This is a genomic window from Sporosarcina sp. P34, assembly GCF_002743375.1.
In the GTDB taxonomy this organism is placed as follows: domain Bacteria; phylum Bacillota; class Bacilli; order Bacillales_A; family Planococcaceae; genus Sporosarcina.
Genome location: NZ_PDZC01000002.1, coordinates 151,892 through 177,561 on the forward strand (window position 1 = coordinate 151,892; position 25,670 = coordinate 177,561).

Sequence of the window (25,670 nt, forward strand, 5' to 3'; positions counted from 1 at the left end):
TTGTAATTCGGGCAAACTAGAAGCATCCCACCCCCTTTCTCTTCTTATAAAGATAAAAGGATTTGGCTGCATGCATTACGCATGCAGCCTTTTTTTACGGTCACTTCAAAATAAATTCTTGAAGACGTTCACATTCACTTTCGGGCATTTCCACAGTCATCACTGTTCCTTCTTCTTCGTATGCCGTATCTTTAATCGAAGCATTTTCATTGAGATGGGCAACGATTTCTCCACGATCGTATGGAATCATCAATTTACACGTGACATATTGTCGAAATAAGTTTTGTTGGATCAAAGTTAACAATTCAGGAATACCTTTATTTTCGGCAACTGACATCCAAATACTCTGATCCTTTACACGCGGATAGGAGATTTCGGTCAAGTCCGATTTATTATATATATTGATGGTAGGGATACTTTTTACACCAATATCTCCTAATGTTTCGTTGGTAACATCCATCATATGACCATGTTCTTCGTCGGAAACATCCACAACATGCAGCAGTAAGTCCGCATTCTTGGCTTCTTCTAGTGTCGAACGGAATGCTTGGACAAGATGGTGAGGGAGTTTGGAAACGAACCCTACGGTATCCGTTAAAATAAATTCTTTTTTATCTTGCAGTTTGATTTTTCTTACAGCAGTTTCAAGCGTTGCGAACAGCATATCTTTTTCACTGACTTCTTTGGATTCATCTACATCTGTATATTGCAACAATCGGTTCATCAACGTGGATTTCCCAGCGTTCGTATAACCCACAATCGACACAACAGGTATGCCGCTTCTGACACGCTGTTTTCGCTGTGTTTCACGTTGATCACTCACATGCTCGAGTTCTCGGCGAAGTTTCGCAATCTGATCTTCGATTTTCCGTCGGTCAAGCTCAAGCTTCGTTTCACCGGCTCCTTTATTTTGTAAGCCGCCTCCTGTTCCGCCACCTTGTCTACTGAGTGAAGCCCGAAGTCCAACAAGTCTCGGCAATGTATATTGCAGTTGCGCCAATTCAACTTGCATCTGCGCCTCGCGATTGCGTGCCCGTCTCGCAAAAATATCCAATATAAGCATAGTACGGTCAATGATTTTACATTCTAGATCTCTCTCAAGATTTCGCAATTGGGAAGGTGATAATTCATCATTGAAAATTAGTAAATTTGCTTCAGAATCCTCATATACACTACGGATTTCATCAATCTTGCCTCTTCCAATATATGTAGATGGATTTTTCCTTTCCAAATTCTGTGTCACTTCACCTAGGACTTCCACATCGATTGCTTCCGCCAAATTCTTTAATTCTTCCATCGCATATTCAAAGTGCAAATCCTTCTGTTCGTGCACGCCAACTATTATGGCCTTTTCAATTAACACATCCATGCTAGCACTCCCCCTGACATCTTTATATATAGTGTACCCGGCGTTCTGTTTACTAATCGTTCGTTGTGAAATGTATCGCTGCCAACCGTCTCCAGTTTGCTGATCATGAAAGTATTGTGCGGTAAGCGGCTGATCCGGTGCCGCTATTCTTGCTTTGTCTTCGTCTTCTACGGTTCGTCATTCGATATGTACATTGTCAGCATACAATAACGCATTCGCTGTTCCAAAGCTTTCATGCTGTGTGGATTATCCTACGCGAAATAAACAAGGTGGTCGAGTTTCATAGTAAGCAACCCCTCCCAAATAAATGATGTTCTTCTATTCTATCAAACCTGTCCTATCAATCGAGTTCTCTACCTCTCTTAGTATGAGATCAACTACAGTCAAAATAAGCTTCAGTGTTTCCCGAAAGGTCAGAATAGTGTAGGATAAAAGAAGAGTTTCAGGAAGATAAATGTCCTGATGAATACGAATGCGGAGGGATTGTATGGTAATCGATTTATTAAAATCTCACTCATCGGTTCGACGTTATAAAGATGAACCGATTTCAAGAGAGACAGTGATTGAACTAATTAAAGCGGGTCAACACGCAGCCAGTTCTCACTTTGTGCAAGCATGTACCGTAATGTATGTAACGGACACGGAAAAACGTGGGCAGTTGGCCGAACTATCCAAGAATCGCCGTCAATTCTACACAGCTGGCGCAGTATTAGTATTTTGTATGGACTATAACCGATTATCTCACGCCGCTCGTTTACATGGTCAAGAAATTGACTATACAGTAGCGGAGAATGTGCTAGTTGGTGCAATCGACGTTGGTTTATTCTCTCAAAATGTCGTTATTGCTGCCGAATCAAAAGGCTACGGCATTTGCTATATCGGTGGTGTACGAAATGCAATGGAAGAAATTTCAGAAGTACTGGAATTGCCAAAAGGCGTTGTGCCTCTATTTGGATTGTCCATCGGCATTCCAAATGAATCCAATGAGGTCAAACCGCGTTTACCTGTAGAAGCCGTCTTGCATGAAAACACGTATAACGAAGATCAGTATAAGGATCTATTGCCAGCATATGACGAAATAATGAAAGAATACTATGCGAGCCGTGATACCAATCAGCGTGATGCGATGTGGACGAAAGAAATGGCAGATTTCCTTGAGACACCAAGAAGAACGGATCTCGAGGCTTTCTTACAAAAACAAGGATTCCTATTGAACTGAAGAAAGACAGGAGTGTCAAACGATGTCAGTAGATGACGTGCTGGAACTACTCCAGCGACGCATGACAGATGGAACATTCATTCGGGCCACTATTAGCGGGCCACGAATGAAATCCAATGATGTAAAACGAATTAAATTAAAGCCGCTTGAATTAAAAGGCCAATTTTATATTCAATTTGAATATCAGCATGAACGTATTCTCAAGCATGTTAATGTAGCACTTGAAGACGTGGCGCAACCATTGTATGACGCTTTGGAAAACTTCAAGCAATTCCATGTTGATTTATCAGATGAAACGATGCAGATTCAACTATCCAAGAAGATGAAAGTGTCGATCAAACGAATTTTTCTCGATACGGAAAAGACAGTCGACTATGCGCATAATCGGACGAAGAATTACGCTTTACATGAAGGTACCCCCTACCCATTTCTCATTCGTCTAGGCGTTCAAACACCGGAAGGTAAAGTTAAAAATCAAAAACATGATAAGTTTCGTCAGATTAATCGCTTTGTTGAACTGATTGATGACACGCTTTCTCACTTGCCGAAAGACCGTCCGATCCGTATTTTGGATTTCGGATCCGGTAAATCTTATTTGACGTTCGCATTGTATCATTACTTACGGATCGAAAAAGGTCTCGATATTCGAGTAACGGGATTGGATCTAAAAAAGGAAGTCATTGAAGAATGCCAGGAAATTGCACGTGATTTGCAATACGATCAGCTAGAGTTTCTAGTAGGCGATATTAATGAATATGATGGGGATACTGCAGTCGATATGGTCGTCACGCTTCACGCATGTGACGTGGCAACGGATATGGCATTGGCTAAAGCCGTCAGCTGGGGAGCTTCAGTCATCCTATCTGTTCCTTGTTGTCAGCATGAGCTGTTTTCACAAGTTCAAGCCCCTGCACTTGATATCATGTTACAACATGGATTAGTGAAAGAACGTTTTGCTGCACTCGCAACCGATTCTATCCGTGCGGAATTGCTTACATTAGTTGGCTATGAATCCCAACTTGTGGAGTTCATCGATATGGAGCATACACCGAAGAACATCTTGATACGTGCCTACCGAAATGATAAAAAGCCAACTCCAGGGCAAATTGATCGTTACGCGGCCTTCAGGAATATGTTGCAGGCTAAGCCTTTCTTGGAAAATGAACTGAAGCATTTGCTAAGTTTTCTACCGGCACATGACAATCAGACCCTATCATAACGAAAAAGATCGCCGCAATGTCCTATTACGACAATGTGGCGATCTTTTTATCTATCTTAAGATTGCGGTAAATGCTCAATAATGCTATCCACCGCTTGCTTAATATAGTGCGGTTTCGTGCCAAGATTTAAACGAATGAAGCCTTTTGAGTTTTTCCCAAACCACTCTCCGTAGTCGATTGCCAGTTTACATGTATCTTGCACAAATTCTTTTACACCGTCTGGTTGGATATGTGCACGCAAGTCGATCCACAATAAATACGTCCCTTCCAACGGTGTAACGATTAACTTGGGCGCATGCTTTGCGAACTGTTCGACCGCATAACGTTCATTTGATTTAACGACTTCTCGTAATCCTTCAAGCCAGTCTGAACCATGATTATAAGCCGCCTCTGCAGCCGTCATACCTAGCATATTTACTTCTGTTTGACTAACAGATTTCACAAACGTATCGAACTGCTTTAGCAACGCTTTATTTTCAATAATAATCTGTGATGTCAACAAGCCCGCTAAGTTGAATGTTTTGGAAGCCGATGTAACGGTAATGACACGCTCAGCGTACTTCCCTTCAGCAACGATTGCAGAGGGGATATGTGTGTGATTACCAAACGTCATATCATGATGGATCTCATCCGACACTACTAATACGTCATGCTTTTCACAGATCGACAAAAGCTTCTCCGCTTCCTCTGCCGTCCACACACGACCAACGGGATTATGCGGTGTACAATGAATGAATAATTTTACGTCATTCTCCACTATTTGCTTCTCAAAGTCTTCAATATCAATCGTGTAAATACCGGCTGTATTAATGAGCTCACTGCTAATCAGTGTGCGGCCAGTATCTTTCACTGCGTTGGCGAAAGGATAATAGACCGGAGACAGGATAATCACGGCTTCTGTAGGTTTCGTAAAGGCATTAACAAACCAGTATAACGCGGTTACGACGCCCGTTGAAAAACGCATCCATTCCTCTTTCACTTCATATCCATGATGCTCACGCTCCCACTTAATAAACGCTTCAAAATACGATTCAGGTGCATATGTATAGCCGAACACCCCAAAGTCCACTTTTTCTTTCAACGCTTCTATCACTTGCTCTGGAGCCTTAAACTCCATATCCGCTACCCAAGCCGCAAGTAAATCTGCATCTCCAAAACGTTCCTCAAGCTTGTCCCACTTCAGCGAGTTTGTACCCTTTCGATCAATTGCATAACGTTCCAAAAACTCTTCTTTATTCATATAGAAACCTCCACTTTTATCAATTTCATAACTGTCAATCTATTCCGATTGTATCATATGTCTCCATTTGCTTCCTCCGTTGTTGTTATGAATTATTTTGGGGTATACTAGAGTATTGAAGCAACATGTAGTTGGAGGTCATGAAGGTGAGAAAATGGAATACCGCAACACTTTTACTAGCACTACTTTTCGTTTGTTCCATACAGTCTGTCAGCGCACAAACGACAGATGTAAAATATATAGATGTTCCGGATCATCACTGGGCGAAAAATGAAATCATGCAGCTGGATGACATGAAAATCATTACAGGCAATTTTGATATGCAGTTTCATCCTGAAACACCACTGACAAAGGGGCAGGCCGCTGTTTCTTTTTCTAAAATCTTCGGATCAAAATTTATCGATAAATCCTATGGCTTTTCAGATATTGCCTGGGGATCGGATAAAGGACGGTTTGCTTTGACTGCCGTTGAAAACGGCTGGATTCAACCAAGCAGACGAGGTTTTTTCGGCTTTGATGAACCATTGACGAAGACGGAACTCTGGAATTCATTCATGACGGCTTTTGATATGGAAAAGGACTTTAGTAAAATAGTAGCCTCCAGCTGGCCCTCTAGTTCGGATCGGGCTACCTTACAAAACATTCCCATTTATACATTTCCTCAAGTGGAGGAGTTTCTTCAATACGGTGACTCGATTGTATCGAGAGCTTACTTTTCAAAAGCATTGCATCGGATACTAGTGGAAACTAATCGTATTAAACAACCTAAGCGGTTTACACTTTCCACACCAGAAGAGTCCGGTCACTATAGAAAAAGCGTCCCCGAGACCTATTTAGGAAGTGTACCGTTCAATACTCACCCTCTTTATTTGCGCTCTGAGGAAACATTTGAATACAAAGACTTTACACAAACTAATTATGGGTTTTCACGTGATAGTGCGTATACATATGCTGTCGGAAAAGAAGGCGCTGAAATCAAATTGACAGTTCGTGAATTGCCTAACAAAGACGTATTTGTATTCTCGGAACTAACGAATCCAACTGACAAATCTATAACGGTGGAAGTACTTCAAAAGGAACAAGATATCGAACGGTTTGATCTTTTCCGCTATGATCGTTATCCACTCATGCGTGAAAATCTAGATCTGACGGATGCGGATATGACAACTTATCCAACCGGCTTGCTGCGCTTTATCAAGACGGACGGTACTGTAGAAGAACGGATGATTGGACAGGCCTACCAATCAAAACAATTATCACTTCGCTATGATAATGATGAAGAAAGTGTTTCGCGTGAACTTATTGAAGAGCAAGAGAATTTCTCCTATGCGTTAGCCGGTAAAACGCTTTTATCATCCTATACACTACAAGCTAAAGCGGGCGAAATAGTGGATCACTGGTATGTAGATTCCGATGAGCAGTTGTTTAATTCAAAAGATGACCTATTCAAATGGATGAGAGAAACAAGTCAGAATCACAAGAAGCGCAATAAATGGTACACAGCTGAAGGCTCCTATAATAAACTGGCTGACTCAACGGAACCGATGCCCGTTTCAGGTCAAAACTACGGTCGTAATTTATTGATGCTAAAAGAAGATCGTGCATTGACGCTTTATCACGAAAATAAAGGGCGTTACTTTAAGAATCTAGTCTATAATGCCTTCGTCAACTTGAGAAACTTTAAAGAAAACAAAGACTACTGGGAAACAGAAGTAACCAGTACGTATCTTAAAAACTTATACGATATTCACGCTCCATTTATTGATACGCGTTTTAATGAACAAATTGCTTTATTCTATTATAATAGCGGCGATGAGTTTGGAATTCCTTCTGCAAATGAACCACTGCGCGATTACGCTGACCTTCTCGTTTCTCAGCAACGAAAAGGCAATATTATTCGAGTGGCTAGTGATGCCTATTACATTGCAGATTACTTTCCAATTAAACAGAAAGTCACTACCCATACATCCATGAATCATGCACTTGGTGGTATGAATATTTTACTTATGTCTTACCAGGAGTTCGGAGATTGGCGATATCTTCATACCGCCCGCAATGTTCAGCGAGCCATTGTCTATCAAAAAGATCAATGGATTCGCGACAACGGAGATATTTGGTACAAGATTTCTCCGGAATTCAATTTTGAGGGTGATGATTATAAACATTTAACGCTGGAAGACTTGATTGACTCCTATCAACTTTGGCAACAAATCGATCCAATTTACTTGCCTACACTGAAGCAACTTATTATTTCTAAGGCCACTTTCCTATCAAATGAAAAACTCGGCTATACGACGAAGATTAAAAATGGCTTGAAGAAAATTGGATTAGACGAGTATCTGCCCGATGGCGACGAAGTGACGGACGCGTTATAAATGATATAGACAGAGAAAAGAGAGCTATCCATTGCATAGTGCGCAATGGATAGCTCCTTTTCACATCTCATTTTCAAGTAATTCCAATGTGTCTTCGTATTCTTTTTCAATAACAGGGTCGTGTTTATACGTTGCCTTGCTGACCAATACCGCAACAATAAGGCAAAGCACAAATCCAGGAACAATTTCATACAATGTGTCATGCAAGAAATCGATACTTCCCCAAACACCTACCGTTACAGCACCAATAACCATACCGAATAATGCCCCTTTAGCTGTTAGCTTTCTCCAGTATAATGACAAGAGAATAATAGGGCCAAATGCCCCGCCGAAACCTGCCCAAGCGAATGAAACCAATTTCAATACAGATTCCTTATTCGGCCAAGCGAGTACCATTGCGATAATTGTCACGACCAGAACAGCTAAACGCCCTAAAAATACATAGTGACTATCTGTAGCATTTGTTTTGAAAACCGCTTTATACAAGTCTTCAATTAAAGCAGATGAGGTCACGATCAATTGTGAAGATATCGTACTCATAATAGCCGCCAATACCGCCGCTAACATGATGCCTGCAATCACCGGATGAAAAATAATTTGTCCGAGGACGATAAAGACCGTTTCTGGATCCGCCAAGTCTGCGCTATTTTGTTGAAAATACGCGATACCAATTAATGCAGTAGCAATTGCACCAAACAAACTTAGCATCATCCAACCAATACCAATCCTTCTTGCACTTTTCGTCTCTTTCACTGACTTGATCGCCATGAAACGGACGATGATATGCGGCTGTCCAAAATAACCCAGACCCCATGCAAGCGAGGAGATTATTGTGACAACACTGACACCTGACACAAGGCTAAGCAGAGCGGGATCCACTTCACGTATACTCGCTACCGTTTCAGAGAAACCACCTGTAATAAAAATTCCGAACGCTGGAACTAAAATCAGTGCCAAAAACATAATCAAGCCTTGTACGAAATCCGTATAACTAACTGCCAAGAATCCACCGAACAATGTATAAGCCAGAACTACCACCGATACAATAATCAGACCCGTATGATACTCAAGCCCAAATGAACTTTGGAAGAACTTCCCTCCGGCTACCATGCCTGAAGATACATAGAATGTGAAGAACACTAAAATAATAATGCCTGAAGCCACTCTCAAGAAACGAGATGTATCTTTTAATCTGTTATCCAAGAAACTTGGGATCGTGATGGAGTTATTTGAGACTTGCGTATATGCACGTAAACGTGGTGCGACATATAACCAGTTTAAATAGGCACCCACTGTCAAACCAATTGCAATCCAGGCTTCGCCCAGTCCACTTAGATAAATAGCACCCGGCAATCCCATCAATAGCCAACCCGACATATCAGAAGCTCCCGCACTTAATGCGGTGACTGCTGGTCCGAGCGACCGTCCACCTAACATATAATCCGTTAGATTCGATGTGCGTTTGAATGCATACCAACCGATTAGCAACATAGCTATCATATAGATAACAATAGAAACGAGTTGGTACATTTGCTCCGTCATATAATCCTCTCCTTTCTTACTATCAATATACCTATACTACCTTATGGATAGTACACTTTGAACATTTTTTTGGCGATTCGTAGAATAGAACTATATCTTTAGACAGTATTCCCCGGGAAATCACACCATTTGACACAGCAACTTAACGTAACGTACTTTGCATAGTTCATACATATATTGAAACCATTCTTTCTATTGTAACGTATATAAAAAAAGGGGGAGATTGAATGTTGCACACGACAACTAATATGCTGCAAGGCCGGACAATTGAAACGTATCACGGGATTGTATCAGGGGAAACCATTATGGGGGCAAATATCGTCAGGGATATTTTTGCATCTGTCACCGATATTGTAGGTGGACGCAGTGCTGCCTATGAAAGCAAACTAACGGAAGCACGTCAAACAGCAATGGATGAAATGTCTCAGAAAGCGAGTGCTATGGGAGCGAACGCTGTCATTGGTATAGACTTAGATTTCGAAATGGTACGTGAAGGCATGATGATGTGTATCGCAACCGGTACAGCTGTTACGTATCGCGACGGGGAGTAATTAAATCCACAAAAAAGGAGAGGGAACCCCTCCCCTTTTTTATTATCCTAATATTTCTGCCACGCGTCCAACCTGTCCATCTTCAAGTCGTACTTTAATACCGTGTGGATGAAAACTGGAATTGGTCAATAAATCTTTAACAACACCTTCTGTTTTCACACCGCTTCGTTGATCTTTCTTTAAAATAACGGCTACTCGTAAACCAGGTTTTACATCTGATCGATTCTGTCCATTCATATATTAATCTCTCCTCTTTTTTATTTAGTGTACCATATTCACGATCTCTTTCTGCTTACGTACATCTGATGAAGGAAGCCATGATACATGGTACAATAAAGACTATCAAACTAGGAGGTGTATTCATGCGATTAACAGTATACCTAGCTGGAGAAATTCATACATCTTGGCGAGATGAAATCAAACAACAAGCAAAAGATCTACAATTACCTGTAGACTTTGTCGGACCTATGGAAGACCATGACCGCTCGGATAACATCGGGGAAGAGATTCTAGGACAACAGCCGGATAAAATCTTTAAAGATGCCGCGGCTTCAAGCCTCAACAACTTACGAACGGAAATTTTAATGAAAAAATCAGATGTCGTCATTGCGTTATTTGGCGAACAGTACAAACAATGGAATACTGCAATGGATGCCAGCGCAGCAGTCGCTTTTGGGAAGCCACTCATTCTGATCCGTCAGGAAAACCATCACCATCCATTAAAAGAACTGTCCCGTAAAGCACATGTTACGGTGGAATCGGTAGATCAAGCAGTTCTAGCATTAAAATATATTTTCGAGTAAACATCTATATTACGTGCCAGAGGACAAACCTATCAAATTATAGGTCTGTCCTCTTCTTTCTGCCAATTTGTCTCGATCTTTATTTGAAACACAACGTATTTTGACTAGTAGTTCCACGCAGGCAATTCAACCACCACGTATCCAAAAGATTACTTTTTAACTGAGAATTCTTTCTGTAAATAACTGAGGCAGATGATAGAATAGGAGTATATAAGGAAGTGGGAAGGGGCAATCGGATGGCGCATAAAAAAGGGATTCGTCAACAATACATAAAAGTATTCATCGCCTCAATAGTTGTTGCGATTATCGGGATGGGTAGCATGTATTTCTATGCTAGTAGCTCTTGGGATCAACTAGAAGATAAACAGCAAGCCTCAATAGAAAAGTCAATATTAATTGAAGATATATCCGATTCAATTCAAGAGCTATTCTTTCGCATTCGTGGTTACTATGCATTTCAAATAGAAGAGGAACTAAATTTTGCTTATCAAGCAGTTGAGGACATCCATTCTCACTCCCGTGAATTTAAGTCCCTTCAATTAACAGCGGAAGAACAGCGAATCATTGACGAAATCGATAATTTCTTAATCGAATATGAAAATGTTACCCTTCCAAATGCTATTCAATTTGTAAAGAAGGACGATTATGCTGGCTTACAAGCCCTAGCAAAGAATGGTGCGAACTTAGCCGTTAATAGTTTCATTACCTATGCTAATGAATATGAAGATTCTTCTAAGGATAAGCTGGAAAATGCATATAGTAATACCATGCAACAAACTAAAACATTCTTTTTGATCATCACAGTATTCGGCTTTATCTTCTTGCTTATTCCAATCTTTATGTTTTGGAGCGTTATCAACCGAGTGGTTAAGCCAATAGAAGATATCACGCGCGCAGCAGATCAGTATGAAACTGAAGGCACTGTCCTATTCCAACCCATTCAGACAGAGAATGAGATTGGCGCACTCTCACAATCCATTCATAAAATGATGGGACGCATTCAAATGAATGAACAGGAGCTTCTTTCACAAAATGAAGAATTGATTACACAGCAAGATGAATTATTCAATCGCCAAACTAAGATGGAATTCGCTTTATCAGAAGCTCGATTTTCCCGTGTCCGTTTGGAACGATACAATGGTTTGAGTCATATCTTATCATTCTCGTTAGATAAGCAAGAAGTATGTGACCAAACTTCTCACTATTTAAATCACATCTATCAATCCGATTTAAGTTTTCTTTGGCTTCCTAAAAGTGACATTCATACGTTAAAGGGGATTTCAGAAGAGTTTTTCAGTGAAATTAAACAAGAACGGTTAGAGTATATAAAAATCCGACTTAAAACAGATCCCTATTTCATTATTAAAAGGGAAGCGGATTATGAAAAAGGGATAGCAGACAATATTACATACGTCTATGATTTTGTTACAGGTATCTATAATGTCGTGAACGAGTTAAGCGTTGTATCCGTCCTCTCACGTATTGGTAAGCCGTTTACAGAAGACGACCAAGAAGATTTATACGGTTTGATTAAACGTATTGCGATCGCGGTGGATCGTATTGAGCAATATGAACTCATTAGTCATGAACGTCAGTTGAATCAGAGTATATTGGATAACATTAACGAGGGCATTCGTTTTGTTTCAAATACAAGTGAGAATGATAAGTACAATACAGCCCTATTTAATTTACTTGGGATGGAACCAGAAACAGAACATAAAGCTTGGCCACGAGAAGAATGGACAGAGTATTTCCTCAGTCAAATTGACAACCCTGTTCAATATAAAGCATTTCTTGATAATGCAATTAGGTCTACATCCACGGAATTCGTTACTAACGAATATATACTTTCATTGCCCTCACAAGGGGCTCGAGTAATGAATGTTTACAGTGTCCCGATTGTTATTCAAGATGAAAAAGTTGGTACGATCTTCGTGCACCGTGATATAACACACGAACATGAAGTCAATAAAATGAAAACAGAATTGGTATCGACTGTTAGTCATGAATTACGAACACCTTTATCTAGTATCCTTGGATTCTCTGAGCTTTTACTCAATAAAGATATGGATGAACAACGCAAAAAACGGTATCTTGAAACTATTCATAGCGAAGCAAACCGATTAACGGCGCTCATCAATGACTTCTTAGATTTACAGCGAATGGAATCAGGGCGACAATCCTATACGATGGAGGACTTATCCATCGGCAAAGTAGCTGAAAAGGCCGTAGATTATTTACAGATCCAATCACCTCACCATACGATTAAGATGCACGATCTCACCTATTCATCAATGGTCAGAGGGGACTATGATCGTATTCTACAAGTATTCATGAATTTAATTGGCAATGCCATTAAATTTTCACCTGACGGCGGAAATGTGGATATTTCTCTGCTAAATCAACAGGATGCCGTTATCGTTTCTATAGCGGATGAAGGCATTGGCATTCCATCAGATACTATTGAACATCTTTTTGAGAAATTTTACAGATTTGATAATAGTTACAGCAGAAAAATTGGCGGTACAGGTCTCGGTCTATCTATTTGCAGGGAGATTATACAAGATCATAATGGACAGATTTGGGTACATTCTGAAGAAAATATAGGGACAACCATTTTCTTTTCCCTTCCCTTGAAACAGCAGTTACCTAAAGAGAAAATTGACTATGACAAACCTTTAGTTGTCATTGTAGAAGACGATGTAAATATTTCATTGTTATTGGGAGAAGAACTAGCAAGCAATGGGTTCTCAGTCATTCACCATTCCAAAATTAGCAAGGCATTTGTATGTATAGAAATCATGCAACCAGCCGCAGTCGTCGTCGATTTAAAATTAGAAGAAGGTGAAAGTGGTTGGGATTTAATTAGCCAAATGAAAGAACACACTACAACTAAATCGATCCCAATTGTGATATCTTCTTCATTAGAAAAAGAGTCTGTGCTGATGGAAAAGTTCCACGTCGGTAAATACTTGACGAAGCCTTATCCTCTCAGCGATTTATCCTCCATTATCATGGAGACTATGGAGCGATCTGATGGTCTAATTTTGTACCCAGAGAACGACTAAAAAAACGTCTTTTCCTTTACGGAGAAGACGTTCTTCTATTTTGTATGGATGGAGTGGAATTAAAATAATGATTTGACTAAATCAGCCAGTTCATTTGGGCTAAAGGGTTTGGGTACGAAGTAAGAAGCCCCTTTTGCTAAAGCAACGTCCTGATCAGCTTGCTGCGCCTTTGCAGTGAGCATTATAATAGGCGTTGTCAGTTCTAGCGATTGTAGACGCTCTAATAATTCTAAACCTGTCATACGTGGCATCATATAATCCAAGAGAATGGCGTCATATAGAGTGCTTTGAATTTTCCCCAAAGCTTCTAGCCCGTCTTCTGCTTCTTCTACTTGAAATCCTTCAAATTCCAAAGTGTCCGTTAGCAACATACGTAATATCTCTTCATCGTCTACAACTAACACTTTTTTTCCTACATGTGTCAAAATGGGCACCTTCTTCTATTCTCTTTTATCAAATAAACGATTCGCTAATTTGTCAATTCTTCCGAGCACTTCCGACGGTTGAAATGGTTTAATAATATAATCATCCGCTCCGAGCCAAAGCGCTGCTTTAATATCATTTGCACTTTTTCTAGCTGTCATCATAGAAACCGTGACATTTGTTTTGGAATGGTCACTCTTTAATCGGCTCAACACTTCTAGACCGTCCATTTTTGGCATGACACCATCCAGTAACACGATGAAATATGCATCCGGGCTGTACCAGTCATCCTCCAGAAACGAAGGGCCATCAGCATATGTCTTAACGGTAATATCGATATCCGGAGATTTTAACTCCAGCAAGGTTTGCTGAAGGATTTGCCTGATGAATGAATCATCATCAACGATAATGACGATCAATTTCCGTTTTACTACCCGTTTTCTCTGGTCGTAAATCACCGTTTGGTTTCTCCCTGAACGCTTCGCCTCATAAAGAGCTTGATCTGCAGCGGATATCATGTTTGCAGTATTTCCCTCATACGTCGCACTGCCCGCTGAAAAAGTTACGTGGAATGTCTCATCACCGGATGTGAATATAGTGTTATTGAATTTGGCTCGAATCCGCTCAACAGCGTGCACAGTATCCTCTGCTTTACTATTACAAAATAATAAAGCGAACTCTTCCCCGCCATAGCGGCATACATAATCGCCCTCGCGTTTTTCCTCTTTGATGATTTTGCCAAACATCCGTAGAACTTCATCACCCGCTGGATGCCCATACAGATCATTTACTTGCTTAAAGTGATCCAAGTCTATTATGACCAGCGAGAAAGCCGCTTCAGATTGATCGGCTTTTTTAGCCAACGTATTGATAGTCTCGTCGAAGTAGCGTCGATTACCAACACCTGTCAAGCTATCTGTAATCATACTGCTACTAACCGCATGCTGACGCAATTGTCGATTGAACAAATAAGGGAAAAAGATATCCATATCAAAAGGTTTAGATATCAAATCCATAGCACCTCTGCGATACGTTTCAATCAGAATTTCTTTCGTTACTTCTTCACTCGATATGGCTAATGTCGTGTTTTTTTGCCTTGCAGGTTCTGCAATTTGATCCAATACTTCAAAGCCTGTCATGTCAGGCAACTTTGCATCTATGATTACAATACTAGGCCTCATAGAGTAAAATTGTTCAATGCCACGCTTTCCATTTAATGAAATAATTACTTGAGCCCCAAGCTTCTCAAGCAACTCTTTTAAATTGGATACGAACTCTAAATCTTGATCAATAATTAACACAAACGTTTCTTGATCAAGACGGTTTACGTAGCGATCAGGTAGTTGAAATTCTTCTTTTTTCACGGCGATAGTAGTATCAAAATGCGATCGAATACGATTCTTCAAATTTTCTAATGAAGTAACAGGTATTTTCTGATCGTTGGAAGACGTCAGAATCTCCAATTGTGACGCACAAAAGAGAGACAACTGTTGCAATCCGATTGTACCGGATGTTCCCTTCAGTTTATGAAGAAAGTAATATAACTCCCTTTCCGTTAAGCTACCACGCGCTTTCCACTCTTCAAAGATATTCTCTGTACGTTGTGCAAGCATTTTCTGATATTTTTTTTGACTCACTGTTTTCCTCTCCGTTCAGCGGAAGCATTCCCATTTCGTCCTGTACATCTGATTCCCCGGTATTCTACTTCTATAAAAAGAGAGCCGGTAATATAGAATTTCCTATTACCAGCCCGAAACGTATATTTACTCTAGACCCATTTCTTCTTTTACTACTTGTGATATCCGATCCGCATATTCTGCACACAGTGCTTCTGTTTCAGATTCGACCATAACGCGAACGAGAGGCTCTGTCCCCGAAGGACGTACAAGTACTCTCCCCTGTCCGTTCATCTCTTTCTCCACCTCGTTAATAACTCCGACAATACGCATATTATCCATTACCGCATATTTATCCATTACACGGATATTAACAAGTTTCTGTGGATACACTTTCATTTCGCTAGCTAATTCAGAAAGTTTTTTACCTGTTTGCTGCATGATGTTCACAAGTTGCAATGCTGTCAGTAAGCCATCACCCGTTGTATTGTAATCCATGAAGATAATGTGGCCTGATTGCTCACCGCCAAGATTATAATGATTTTTACGCATCTCTTCTACGACATACCGATCGCCTACAGCGGTTTGGACACTCTTCATGCCAAATTCCTCTAGTGCTTTATAGAAACCGAGGTTGCTCATCACAGTAGAGACGATAGTATCTGATTTTAATCTGCCTTTGCTATGTAAATATCGGGCTACAATAAACATAATTTGGTCACCGTCGACAATATTTCCTTTTTCATCCACTGCAATAAGACGATCACCATCACCATCGAATGCTAGTCCGATATCTGCACTTTTTTCTACTACAAGTGCTGCAAGTGCTTCAGGGTGTGTAGATCCAACGCCATCATTGATATTCAAACCATTTGGAGAAGCACCCATTGTAGTCAAGTCTGCGTCCAAATCCGCAAATACATGGGTTGCCAAGACCGAAGTCGCACCATGTGCGCAATCAAGTGCCACGTGGATATTTTCAAAATCCTCGTCGACAATTTGTTTCAGATACTGAATATACTTTTGTCCACCTTCAAAGTATTCCGTTATAGTTCCTACATTTCCACCAACTGGACGAGGTAATGTATCTTCTTCTGCATTTAGTAACTGTTCGAATTCCTCTTCCTGTGCATCCGTTAATTTAAAGCCGGTTTCTCCAAAGAATTTAATTCCATTATCTTCAACCGGATTATGCGATGCTGAAATCATAACGCCTGCTTGTGCGCTCATAACACGTGTTAAATAGGCTACGCCCGGGGTACTAATTACGCCTAATTTCATAACTTCTACACCAACAGACAATAGACCTGCTATTAAGGCATTTTCAAGCATTAAACCTGAAATACGTGTATCTCTTCCTACTAGTACTTCTGCTTTTCCTTCTACATCTTTAGTAAATAAATATCCACCGATTCTGCCTAATTTAAATGCTAATTCAGGTGTCAGTTCTTCGTTCGCTACACCTCTGACGCCATCTGTTCCAAAATACTGTGTCATGTTGTATTCTTCCTTTCGATCTCATCTTAGTAGATCACGTTTGTTACAAGTCTTATGATCCTTTATTATCATCCGTCTTTTTCGATACATCGGAAGTATCGCCTGAAACCTTCACCTGAATTTTCAATTTAGCAGGTGTCACTTTCGTAATTCCTTCAGGGCTTTTCACATCTACTTCCACTTTTCCGGATTTATCTATTTTATCTATATCTAGTTCTACCGGAATTTCTTTAATTGCATCCACTATATTTTTAGGACCGTATATGCGAATGAATTGAACATCGGGTGTTGTACTTTCAATAATTATTCCACTTGGGGATTGTCCTTTTCGTTGCAATTTCAACGGAATTTCACGACTATATTCTTGAATATCTACTTTGACCGTGACTTCCTCGGGATCCAACACAAGGGATAGCTTATTCAAGTCACGATCCAATACGCGAACACGTGATTTTTGCTCAAAAGACTTATCTAGGCTGCCGTCATTGGTAATAGAAGCTTTTACGAAACTAATCGCATCCACAACACTCTTCGCACCTGTAACATTAATCGAAGAGGGACGGACACCCATGCTTTTCACTTCATAACCTTCCGCTAGCAATCTCGTATTCATCTCTGGATCGACACGAAATGATTGAGTTACCTTTTCCTCAATATTTATAGTAACCGTTGCAGGATCAAGTCGAACATCCAGTTTATCTGATAAATTTTCTGCTTGTATACGTACGCTATGTTCACCAAGTGTCAAGTTTTGTAAATCTAATTTCAATGTAAAATCCTTTAACAATTTAGTAGTCTGTACAATTTGAGCGGGTCCTTCAATTGTCATATTGACCACGTCAGGTACTCCGGTTACTACTAAATTTTCCGTATCGTAATATACTTCCACGGGAACATCTTGCATAAGATCAAACACATCACCTATTGTATTGCGACTGGATTGATTCTCCGCTTTTACTGAAAAAAACAACATAATCGCTAAAAACAAGGCAGTCAGTCGCAGAAACCAAGGACTATCCATGAATTTATCCATTTTTCCTCTTCCCCCACTTCCATAGAGAAGTATCCGTTTGTCCTGTGGTGTTACCAAACCAAGAAATACGTAATAATTTTTCGAATTCCTCGATATCCAATTTCCGATTGATTTCCCCATCTACAGACAGACTTATGGCACCCGTTTCTTCTGATACAATGATGGTTACCGAATCTGTGACCTCACTGATTCCAAGCGCAGCACGATGTCGTGTACCAAGCTCTTTGGAAATAAACGGACTTTCCGACAAGGGTAAATAACAACCCGCGGCAGCAATACGGTTTTTTGTCACAATGACTGCACCGTCATGCAGTGGGGTGTTTGGAATGAATATATTGATAAGAAGTTCGGAAGTAATATGTGAATTCATCGGGATGCCTGTTTCGATATATTCACTAAGACCTGTTTCCTTCTCAATCGTAATGAGCGCACCAATACGTCGCTTTGCCATATAACTAACGGATTTGACGAATGCTTCAATCAAACGGTCACGTTCTTCTTCTTCCTGCATAGCAGTCCGCGCAAAGAGTCTGCCTCGTCCCAATTGCTCTAATGCCCGGCGAAGTTCAGGTTGGAATATAATGATCGCGGCCAAAAAACCAAAACGAAGTACTTCTTCCATCATCCATTGAAGCGTTTTCAAACCAAGCCATTCTGTAATATAGCGAACAATTAAAATCACAAATATACCTTTTAGTAATTGGACAGCTTTTGTTCCTTTAATAATGGTAATTAATTTATAGAGTACGAACCAAACAAGAAGCACATCCACAATATTTTTTAGTATTTCTATTGATGCTAACGTTGTTGCTTGCTCCAAACCCGGCATGTGCTTCCCCTACCTTTTAAGAAAGTTCTTATATATTTAGTATAACATAATTACCAACTAACATGGTCAACTAAAAGGTATCGTACTTCTAAATGAAAACCAAAAAAGTGATGCGTAAGCTCTCAAGCCGCATCACTTTAAAAATCTATTTCATCATTCATTTTCAAGCTTCGGATCCTTCGATGCCGGGATAACTTCTTTTGCCATAGACTTCATCTTATACCATAACCAATCAAAGATCTCATTGATTTCTTCACTTGATCCCGTTATAACGGCAGTTGAAGCCATATACTTAGAACCCCTAATGACTGTGACATTACCATCGACTTCTCCCTCAATTCGAAGGTCTCCATTCTTTACAACAAGATCTCCAACAACCGTTTCTCCTGCCGGTACCACAACCGTTTCCCCTTCAACCACTAAATTAGGCTGTTTCGTAAATGAAAACTGCTGCTCATTTTCAAAACTCGAGAAGAATGATGCACTCATCAGCAATAAAAACATCGCGGCCGCCACCATAAACGGGTGTTGACGAAACCACTTACTTGGACCTTTTTTAATGGTCTGTTTCGGCAATCTTGCAGTCACGCCATTGACGAATCCAGGGGGCGCTTCCACTATACCTACACCCTTCATTAGAGTAACAGTTTGCCTTAGTTCCTCAAACGTTTCTCTGCACTCTTCACATATTTTCAAATGTTCATTCATAACTTGTTCATCCTCATTGGTGATTTCACCATCTAGAAACGCATGTATAAAATGGACAACATGTTTAGGACATTTTTCCATGAATCTAACCTCCTACATACTCCCCATTTGTTGCCGAAGTGCTTCTCGCCCTCGATGTACTCGTGTTTTCACTGTACCAAGTGGCATCTCCAAAATGTCAGCAATCTCCTGCAACTGTAGGTCTTCCATATATCGTAAAATAATAATCGTGCGGTATTTATCGGGCAGCCTGTTTACTTCATATTGAATACGATCTTTCATTTCCATCTTTTCTACTTCTTCTTCCGGTAATTTTTGCACTGCTGCAAGTTGTGAATACATATCCAAGCCTTCCGTTCCTGGAATTGTAGCATCCAAGTAGTAATCGGGTTTCTTCTTACGAATGCGATCAATACACAAATTGGTCGCAATACGGTACAGCCAAGTAGAAAACTTCCGCTTTTGGTCATAGGTTTCCAAGTTTACATAAGCGCGCACAAAAGCTTCTTGCGCAATATCTTCTGCCTCTGCCGCGTTGTTTAACATTCGGTAGCACACTTGATATAAGCGGTGCTGAAAATGGATGACGATTTCCTCAAAAGCTTCCTGATTACCGTGTAACACTTCTTTTACTCGTTTGTTAATTAATTCGTCCAATAGGCTTCACTCTCCGCTCTTATGCGGCTGTCCCTCTATATACGTTAGAAACTTCATTTAGTTTCACTTTTTTCATTTAGGATGCTCATCTCTACTTTATCATTATTTACACTATCAGTGATAGTCATTTCTACAATAGAAAAAAGTGATCAAAACCTGCCGGCTTTAATCACTTGAATAAATTATAGTAATTTTTCACCGAATAATGATCCCATCAATCCGACTGCTACATCAGCCGTCTTATTATACTCGTCCAGTACAGGATTTACCTCAACAAATTCCGCGGATGTAATGACATTTGCATCCTCTAGTAATTCCATAGCTAAATGACTTTCGCGGTACGTGATCCCTCCTGGCACAGGCGTCCCTACTCCCGGTGTATATAACGGATCCAAGCCGTCCAAATCCAATGACAAATGAACACCGTCTACTCGTCTTGATGCAAAATATTCAAGTGTTTGTTGTATCACCGCTGACATTCCATAACGGTCGATTTCATGCATAGTAAATATTTTCACGCCTTTTTCTTTAATCAATTGTCTTTCACCAGGATCTACTGAGCGTGCTCCGATAATTACCACGTTTTGTGGATTGATTTTTGCTCCTTCGCTATGCACATTCACCAATTGCTCATGCCCTAATCCCATACTAACTGCGAGTGGCATACCGTGGATATTTCCCGACGGGGATGTTTCGCTTGTATTCATATCTGCATGCGCATCGTACCAAATAACGCCGAGGTTTTTATAGTGTTCTGCTAACCCTGCAAGTGTCCCTATCGCGATACTATGATCTCCACCAAGCACCAGTGGAAACTTCTTGTCTTTTACAATAGCCGAAACTGTCGTGGCAAGCTTTTCAGCCGCTTCAGTCACTTCTGTTAAATTCTTCAACCCTACTTCATTGCACGATAAATCATGAATAGGAGAAACAGAAATATTTCCTTCGTCCATTACGTGATGGCCCAATGCCTGCAGGCGATCTACTGCTCCTGCATATCGAATCGCGCTCGGTCCCATATCCACTCCACGTCGACTCTGACCTAAATCCACGGGTACCCCGATTAAAGAAATGTTTAATTTGCGCATGGCTAATCCTCCCACCTAATCTTCATATTTTCGACTAGAACGGTATTATCATATTTTTTTCGCATCTTCAAGTGACATCGGTCGGCCGAAATAATAGCCTTGTCCTTCGCGGCATCCTAAGTTGTAGAGCATTTTGGCCTGCTCTTGCAATTCTATTCCTTCCGCCACTACATTTAACCCTGCTGTATCAGCAAGAGTAACAATGGCTTTAACTATAGCCTGACTGTTTTCATTTTCCAAAATATCCCGCACAAATGATCTGTCAATTTTCAACGTGTCAGCCGGTAGCTCTTTAATATAACTGAACGTACTATAACCTGTACCAAAGTCATCTATGGCAACAGTAATCCCTTCACTTCGAAGTCTTTGAATGGATTCTTTCATGCCTTCCGTATCTATAAATGAACTTTCCGTCAGTTCCAGCTCTAGCAGCTCAGGCGGTACGCGATATTCTTTCATGATATTCAATACGGTGTCAATAAAGTCTTCTTCTCTCATTTGAACTGTTGAGACATTCACAGCAAACCGGCATCTAACACCCGCTGCCAGTTCCATCTGTGCACGTTTACACACTTCTCGTAAAATCCATTCTCCAAGTGGGACGATGATTTTCGTTTCCTCAGCGAGCGGGATGAATTTATCAGGCGGAATCACACCTAAATCAGGATGTTTCCAACGAACAAGTGCCTCTACGCCAGTCAACTCACCGGTATCCAGTAATACTTTTGGCTGGTACTCAAGATAAAAATGTTGTTGTTGCACACTTTTACGTAATTCATTTTCCAACAAAATTCGCTCTAATGACATCTTTGAAGTACCAGGCTTGTACATTTCCGTATCCCCGCCACCGTGTAACTTGACCTTCCCTAATGCCAATGTAGCTTTAGTGACCAACTCAGAAGGCTGATTGGCGTGTTCAGGATAGATAGAAACACCGCAACTTATTGACAAGGTGTAGAATTGTTTTCCAACTTGAATAGGTTGTTCTAAAAAGATACGAATATCTTCTGCATGATTATAAAACTCTTCTTCGTCTTTCAATCCGGATATGATGAATGCAAATTCATCACCTGCTATACGAGCTAGCAGGCTTTCAGGGCCTGTTCTCTTTTTCAATCGTTCTCCAACCATTGCCAATAAATAGTCTCCCGCTTCATGTCCTAGTAAATCGTTTGCATAGCGTAGACGATCAATATTCATATGTACGAGAGCAAATACTTGCTTGCGTGTACGCGCTCTCTCAAATGCTAGTGCCATCTGTTCTCTAAACGAATTTCGATTCATTAAGGAAGTTAGTTGGTCATTGTAGACAAGGTATTTGATTTTTTCGTCTGACCTCACACGTTCCGTGACATCCCGCATGACGACTAACAGTTTATCTTCATATTCAACTGTTTCTTTCACTTCATCAATTTTCGCTTCCATAATATGCAAACCCTTTTTACTATCTAAAAAAGAGTACTCTAAATTAAATGCTTGGCGCTGATATCCTCCAAATTGCGTAATTTTCTTTTTTACCAGTTGACGATTTTTCTTACAGATATAAGAAAAGAAGGAATTGGAATATAGTTCATCCACCGAATGACCTAGAAGTTTCTGAAAAGAAGGCGACACATAATAAAACATCCCTTGTCGATCAATAATCGCAATATAGTCAGATGCGTTGTCTGTAATAATTTCGTAAAGATCTGCATTTTTTCGTATTTCTAGCTCCATTTTCTTTCTCTCGGTAATATCATAACGAATCGCAATATATTGATAAGGTTTTCCCTTATCATTTAAAAATGCGACGATCGTTGTGTCTACCCAATAGGTTGATCCGTCTTTCGCACGATTACATATATCGCCACGCCAAGTATTTCCTGCCCCGATCGTTGACCACATGTCTTTAAAAAATGCTGCATCATGGTGACCTGAGTTTACAATCCGTTGATTCGCACCAATTAATTCTTTTCTCGAGTATTTTGAAATTTTTTCAAAGTGTTCATTTGCATATTGGATCGTTCCTTTTGAGTCAGTAATTGCGACAATGGCAGCCTGTTCTAATGTATAGGCAATATCACTAAGAACCTTTTGTAATTCCTTTTCACTACTAGACTCTACAAATGTATCCATACCATTTAAAAATTCTTGCATTGCTATATCACAATCCCTATATCTGGTTATTTTTCATTACTCATACAAGATAAACTACCTATACATGTTACAAATTATTATACATGATAATTCCAATTATTCTATATGATTACGTAATTAAACGACAAAAAAACCCTTTATCATTGTAAAATAATAAGGATTCGATATATTTAATATTCATTTGTAAGTGCATTGGTACAATGGCTGGGGTAGCTGGATTCGAACCAACGAGTGACGGAGTCAAAGTCCGTTGCCTTACCGCTTGGCTATACCCCAATGTATAGCTGACTATATTTGTCGTAAGGTAAAAAACATGGTGGTGGGGGACGGATTCGAACCGCCGAACCCGGAGGGAGCGGATTTACAGTCCGCCGCGTTTAGCCACTTCGCTACCCCACCGTGTTAAATTATTGCTAAGCCTTGCCTTAAATTAAATAAATAAATGGTGACCCCTACGGGATTCGAACCCGTGATACCGCCGTGAAAGGGCGGTGTCTTAACCGCTTGACCAAGGGGCCATAATACTGTTCATGGAGCTTCCAGCCGGACTCGAACCGGCGACTTCTTCCTTACCATGGAAGCACTCTACCTGCTGAGCTATGGAAGCATAAAAAATGGCTCCGCAGGTAAGACTCGAACTTACGACCGATCGGTTAACAGCCGATTGCTCTACCACTGAGCTACTGCGGAATAATATGTTTAGTACGCCTGACGACAAAAACCATTATAGCACGATTGCTGATTCTGTGCAACAAATACTTTTGAATCACTCAAGCTTTTTTAATTATAGTGGTCTTAGTCATAGACGTCAAGGGCTTTTCATATAATAGTTTAGATTTCACATAATGAAGGAGATTGGCATGATAAAAAAATTTCTCTTCCTTTTTGTATTAACTGCAATATTCCTAGCTTTTATTCCCCAATTGACCAAGCCTTCTTCAACGTTGAAGGCAGTTTTCCGATTGACTGAACAACCTGCAGTAATAGTGAAAGGTACACAAGGTTCAGCATTAACCATTAATATTTCATTTGGTGAAAAAGAAGTGGAGGAACTTCTTGAAAATTTGTCACAGCCCTATCCATTATTGTTTATTGATAGTGACTGGGCTTCACGCTTCCCTCACATTACAGAACAAATTAAACAGCGATCTTTGCCTGTTGCGTTACTTGGTACCGAAGGTCAACAGTATGAAAGCAATCCCAAGCTTTTAAGCGAACAACTTCAAATGTTTGAAGAGTTGTTTAGCACGCGTCCTCTATGGTTCCGTACGACAGATGAAGTATTCCCCTTGGTACTGCTGCAAGAATTGAGTGAAGCTGAAATAAACGCCTTGGGATCTACTATCCAGTGGTCTGGCGGCGCACTACCGAAGGCTTCTAAGGGAGATATTATTGCCGTTCCATATGCTCGTAATGAACACGTGGCCACAACAGATATAAAACGACTACTTGCCAGTCGTACTTTTCAATCCGTAGAGGATCTATTATTTAGGACAACTGTAAAAACAAAAAAAATTCCACAATAAAAAACTGACAGGGGAGAATCTCCTGTCAGTTTTTTGTGGATTTCTTTGCTTGTTTCTTCGTCTTTTTTCTTTCATTTCTGCGTTTATCAAGCTTTTCTTTATCAATATCGGATTGTTTATTGTATTTAGGCAATACTAATAGTTGATACGCATTTACCGCGAGTAGCGGGAATAAAAGAATTGTTACCCATTCATCTTTGTTACCTGAAGTAACCATAAGTGCCGGCAACCATTCAAGCGTCGTGATAACAATCATGAAAAATAATGCAGAAATCAATGCATGTTTTTTCGTCCACTGTGCTTTGAAGTACGCTGTCACTACGGATACTGCAATTAAAGTAATCAGTAAGAAAATATACAGAAACGTACGACTCATATCTGCTTTCGTTAATTGAAAACGGAAAAAGACTAAGTCAAACAGCACGACTACTATGATCAACATTTGAACCCAGTTCCACAACGTAAGTGTACGGAACATATTCACACCAAACTGATGAACGGTCAAATAGGCGAAGAAGCCCATTTGCGCAACTACACTCATCGTAAACCCTAAGAAAATCATCCATAAAAAAGCACCGAGAAATTGCCATATCTCGCCCGCCTGTATGTATCCATAGAAAAAGTCCCACCGTACAATTAGACCGACAACGGCTGTAATCGCTCCACCAATTGCCATTGCGCGTAAGAAAAATTTTACCCAATTTCGTATTGTCACAGCACTGTTCCCCTTTTTATCATGTCTATCCTAGTGTATCAACGATCGACAAAAA

General features: G+C 40.2%; 21 protein-coding genes and 5 tRNA genes. 7 read left to right on the forward strand and 19 right to left on the reverse strand.

Going from position 1 to position 25,670, the window contains the following annotated elements:
* Positions 1-100 precede the first annotated feature (100 nt).
* Complete coding sequence (gene hflX, locus CSV63_RS04595; RefSeq protein WP_099635756.1) at positions 101-1,369, reverse strand: GTPase HflX; 1,269 nt, start codon at positions 1,367-1,369, stop codon at positions 101-103.
* Between the two features lie 487 nt (positions 1,370-1,856).
* Between hflX and nfsA the strand changes: the two genes are divergently transcribed.
* A complete protein-coding gene (gene nfsA / locus CSV63_RS04600; protein ID WP_099635757.1) occupies positions 1,857-2,588 on the forward strand; it encodes an oxygen-insensitive NADPH nitroreductase in 732 nt (243 codons plus the stop codon).
* Positions 2,589-2,610: 22 nt separating this feature from the next.
* Complete coding sequence (locus CSV63_RS04605; RefSeq protein ID WP_099694777.1) at positions 2,611-3,807, forward strand: class I SAM-dependent methyltransferase; 1,197 nt, start codon at positions 2,611-2,613, stop codon at positions 3,805-3,807.
* 56 nt (positions 3,808-3,863) lie between these two features.
* On the opposite strand, the gene CSV63_RS04610 is transcribed toward CSV63_RS04605, so the two are convergent.
* The gene (locus CSV63_RS04610; RefSeq protein WP_099694778.1) at positions 3,864-5,048 is read right to left on the reverse strand and encodes a MalY/PatB family protein; all 1,185 of its coding nucleotides are present in this window, start codon (positions 5,046-5,048) and stop codon (positions 3,864-3,866) included.
* A 146-nt stretch (positions 5,049-5,194) separates the two neighbouring features.
* Here CSV63_RS04610 and CSV63_RS04615 point away from each other — a divergent pair, with 146 nt between their 5' ends.
* Positions 5,195-7,423 (forward strand): S-layer homology domain-containing protein, encoded by a 2,229-nt coding sequence (locus tag CSV63_RS04615; RefSeq protein WP_158233913.1) that lies wholly within the window; start codon positions 5,195-5,197, stop codon positions 7,421-7,423.
* A 60-nt stretch (positions 7,424-7,483) separates the two neighbouring features.
* Here the strand turns inward: CSV63_RS04615 and putP are convergent, their stop codons facing one another.
* Entirely contained in the window at positions 7,484-8,965 is a 1,482-nt protein-coding gene (gene putP / locus CSV63_RS04620) for a sodium/proline symporter PutP (RefSeq protein ID WP_099635761.1), read from the reverse strand.
* A 227-nt stretch (positions 8,966-9,192) separates the two neighbouring features.
* Here putP and CSV63_RS04625 point away from each other — a divergent pair, with 227 nt between their 5' ends.
* On the forward strand, positions 9,193-9,516 hold the full coding sequence (locus CSV63_RS04625; protein WP_099635762.1) for a YbjQ family protein: 324 nt from the start codon (positions 9,193-9,195) through the stop codon (positions 9,514-9,516).
* Positions 9,517-9,558: 42 nt separating this feature from the next.
* Here CSV63_RS04625 and CSV63_RS04630 read toward each other — a convergent pair whose 3' ends face one another.
* A complete protein-coding gene (locus CSV63_RS04630; RefSeq protein WP_099633838.1) occupies positions 9,559-9,753 on the reverse strand; it encodes a YwbE family protein in 195 nt (64 codons plus the stop codon).
* 125 nt (positions 9,754-9,878) lie between these two features.
* Between CSV63_RS04630 and CSV63_RS04635 the strand changes: the two genes are divergently transcribed.
* Together CSV63_RS04635 and CSV63_RS04640 are read left to right on the forward strand one after the other, a co-directional pair.
* Positions 9,879-10,319 carry a YtoQ family protein gene (locus tag CSV63_RS04635; protein ID WP_099635763.1) on the forward strand — a complete coding sequence of 147 codons (441 nt, stop codon included), beginning with the start codon at positions 9,879-9,881 and terminating at the stop codon, positions 10,317-10,319.
* Between the two features lie 236 nt (positions 10,320-10,555).
* A complete protein-coding gene (locus CSV63_RS04640; RefSeq protein WP_099694780.1) occupies positions 10,556-13,387 on the forward strand; it encodes an ATP-binding protein in 2,832 nt (943 codons plus the stop codon).
* Positions 13,388-13,446: 59 nt separating this feature from the next.
* Here the strand turns inward: CSV63_RS04640 and CSV63_RS04645 are convergent, their stop codons facing one another.
* From CSV63_RS04645 to CSV63_RS04710, 14 genes are all read right to left on the reverse strand, one after another.
* Positions 13,447-13,812 carry a response regulator transcription factor gene (locus CSV63_RS04645; RefSeq protein WP_099694781.1) on the reverse strand — a complete coding sequence of 122 codons (366 nt, stop codon included), beginning with the start codon at positions 13,810-13,812 and terminating at the stop codon, positions 13,447-13,449.
* Between the two features lie 15 nt (positions 13,813-13,827).
* A complete protein-coding gene (locus tag CSV63_RS04650; RefSeq protein WP_099635766.1) occupies positions 13,828-15,447 on the reverse strand; it encodes a diguanylate cyclase in 1,620 nt (539 codons plus the stop codon).
* Between the two features lie 126 nt (positions 15,448-15,573).
* A complete protein-coding gene (gene glmM / locus CSV63_RS04655) occupies positions 15,574-16,923 on the reverse strand; it encodes a phosphoglucosamine mutase (protein WP_099694782.1) in 1,350 nt (449 codons plus the stop codon).
* A 52-nt stretch (positions 16,924-16,975) separates the two neighbouring features.
* Positions 16,976-17,956 (reverse strand): CdaR family protein, encoded by a 981-nt coding sequence (locus tag CSV63_RS04660; protein WP_099635768.1) that lies wholly within the window; start codon positions 17,954-17,956, stop codon positions 16,976-16,978.
* Entirely contained in the window at positions 17,949-18,785 is an 837-nt protein-coding gene (gene cdaA, locus CSV63_RS04665; protein ID WP_099694783.1) for a diadenylate cyclase CdaA, read from the reverse strand. Before cdaA ends, CSV63_RS04660 begins: the two co-directional genes overlap by 8 nt.
* Before the next feature lie 153 nt (positions 18,786-18,938).
* On the reverse strand, positions 18,939-19,574 hold the full coding sequence (locus tag CSV63_RS04670) for an anti-sigma factor family protein (RefSeq protein ID WP_099694784.1): 636 nt from the start codon (positions 19,572-19,574) through the stop codon (positions 18,939-18,941).
* Between the two features lie 12 nt (positions 19,575-19,586).
* Positions 19,587-20,150: an RNA polymerase sigma factor SigW gene (gene sigW, locus CSV63_RS04675; RefSeq protein ID WP_099694785.1), complete on the reverse strand. Its 564-nt coding sequence runs from the start codon at positions 20,148-20,150 to the stop codon at positions 19,587-19,589.
* A gap of 182 nt (positions 20,151-20,332) precedes the next feature.
* Complete coding sequence (gene rocF, locus CSV63_RS04680) at positions 20,333-21,238, reverse strand: arginase (protein WP_099694786.1); 906 nt, start codon at positions 21,236-21,238, stop codon at positions 20,333-20,335.
* 48 nt (positions 21,239-21,286) lie between these two features.
* Positions 21,287-23,374, reverse strand: coding sequence for a sensor domain-containing protein (locus CSV63_RS04685; RefSeq protein ID WP_099694787.1), 2,088 nt, complete (start codon positions 23,372-23,374; stop codon positions 21,287-21,289).
* A 201-nt stretch (positions 23,375-23,575) separates the two neighbouring features.
* Positions 23,576-23,650: transfer RNA gene (locus tag CSV63_RS04690), tRNA-Gln, on the reverse strand.
* Positions 23,651-23,688: 38 nt separating this feature from the next.
* Positions 23,689-23,773, reverse strand: a tRNA-Tyr gene (locus CSV63_RS04695).
* 44 nt (positions 23,774-23,817) lie between these two features.
* Positions 23,818-23,892, reverse strand: a tRNA-Glu gene (locus tag CSV63_RS04700).
* Positions 23,893-23,905: 13 nt separating this feature from the next.
* A tRNA-Thr gene (locus tag CSV63_RS04705) sits at positions 23,906-23,981 on the reverse strand.
* An 8-nt stretch (positions 23,982-23,989) separates the two neighbouring features.
* Positions 23,990-24,064 (reverse strand) — tRNA-Asn (locus tag CSV63_RS04710).
* Positions 24,065-24,234: 170 nt separating this feature from the next.
* Between CSV63_RS04710 and CSV63_RS04715 the strand changes: the two genes are divergently transcribed.
* Positions 24,235-24,900 (forward strand): polysaccharide deacetylase family protein, encoded by a 666-nt coding sequence (locus CSV63_RS04715; protein WP_099694788.1) that lies wholly within the window; start codon positions 24,235-24,237, stop codon positions 24,898-24,900.
* A gap of 25 nt (positions 24,901-24,925) precedes the next feature.
* On the opposite strand, the gene CSV63_RS04720 is transcribed toward CSV63_RS04715, so the two are convergent.
* Complete coding sequence (locus CSV63_RS04720; protein ID WP_099694789.1) at positions 24,926-25,615, reverse strand: KinB-signaling pathway activation protein; 690 nt, start codon at positions 25,613-25,615, stop codon at positions 24,926-24,928.
* Positions 25,616-25,670: the final 55 nt, after the last annotated feature.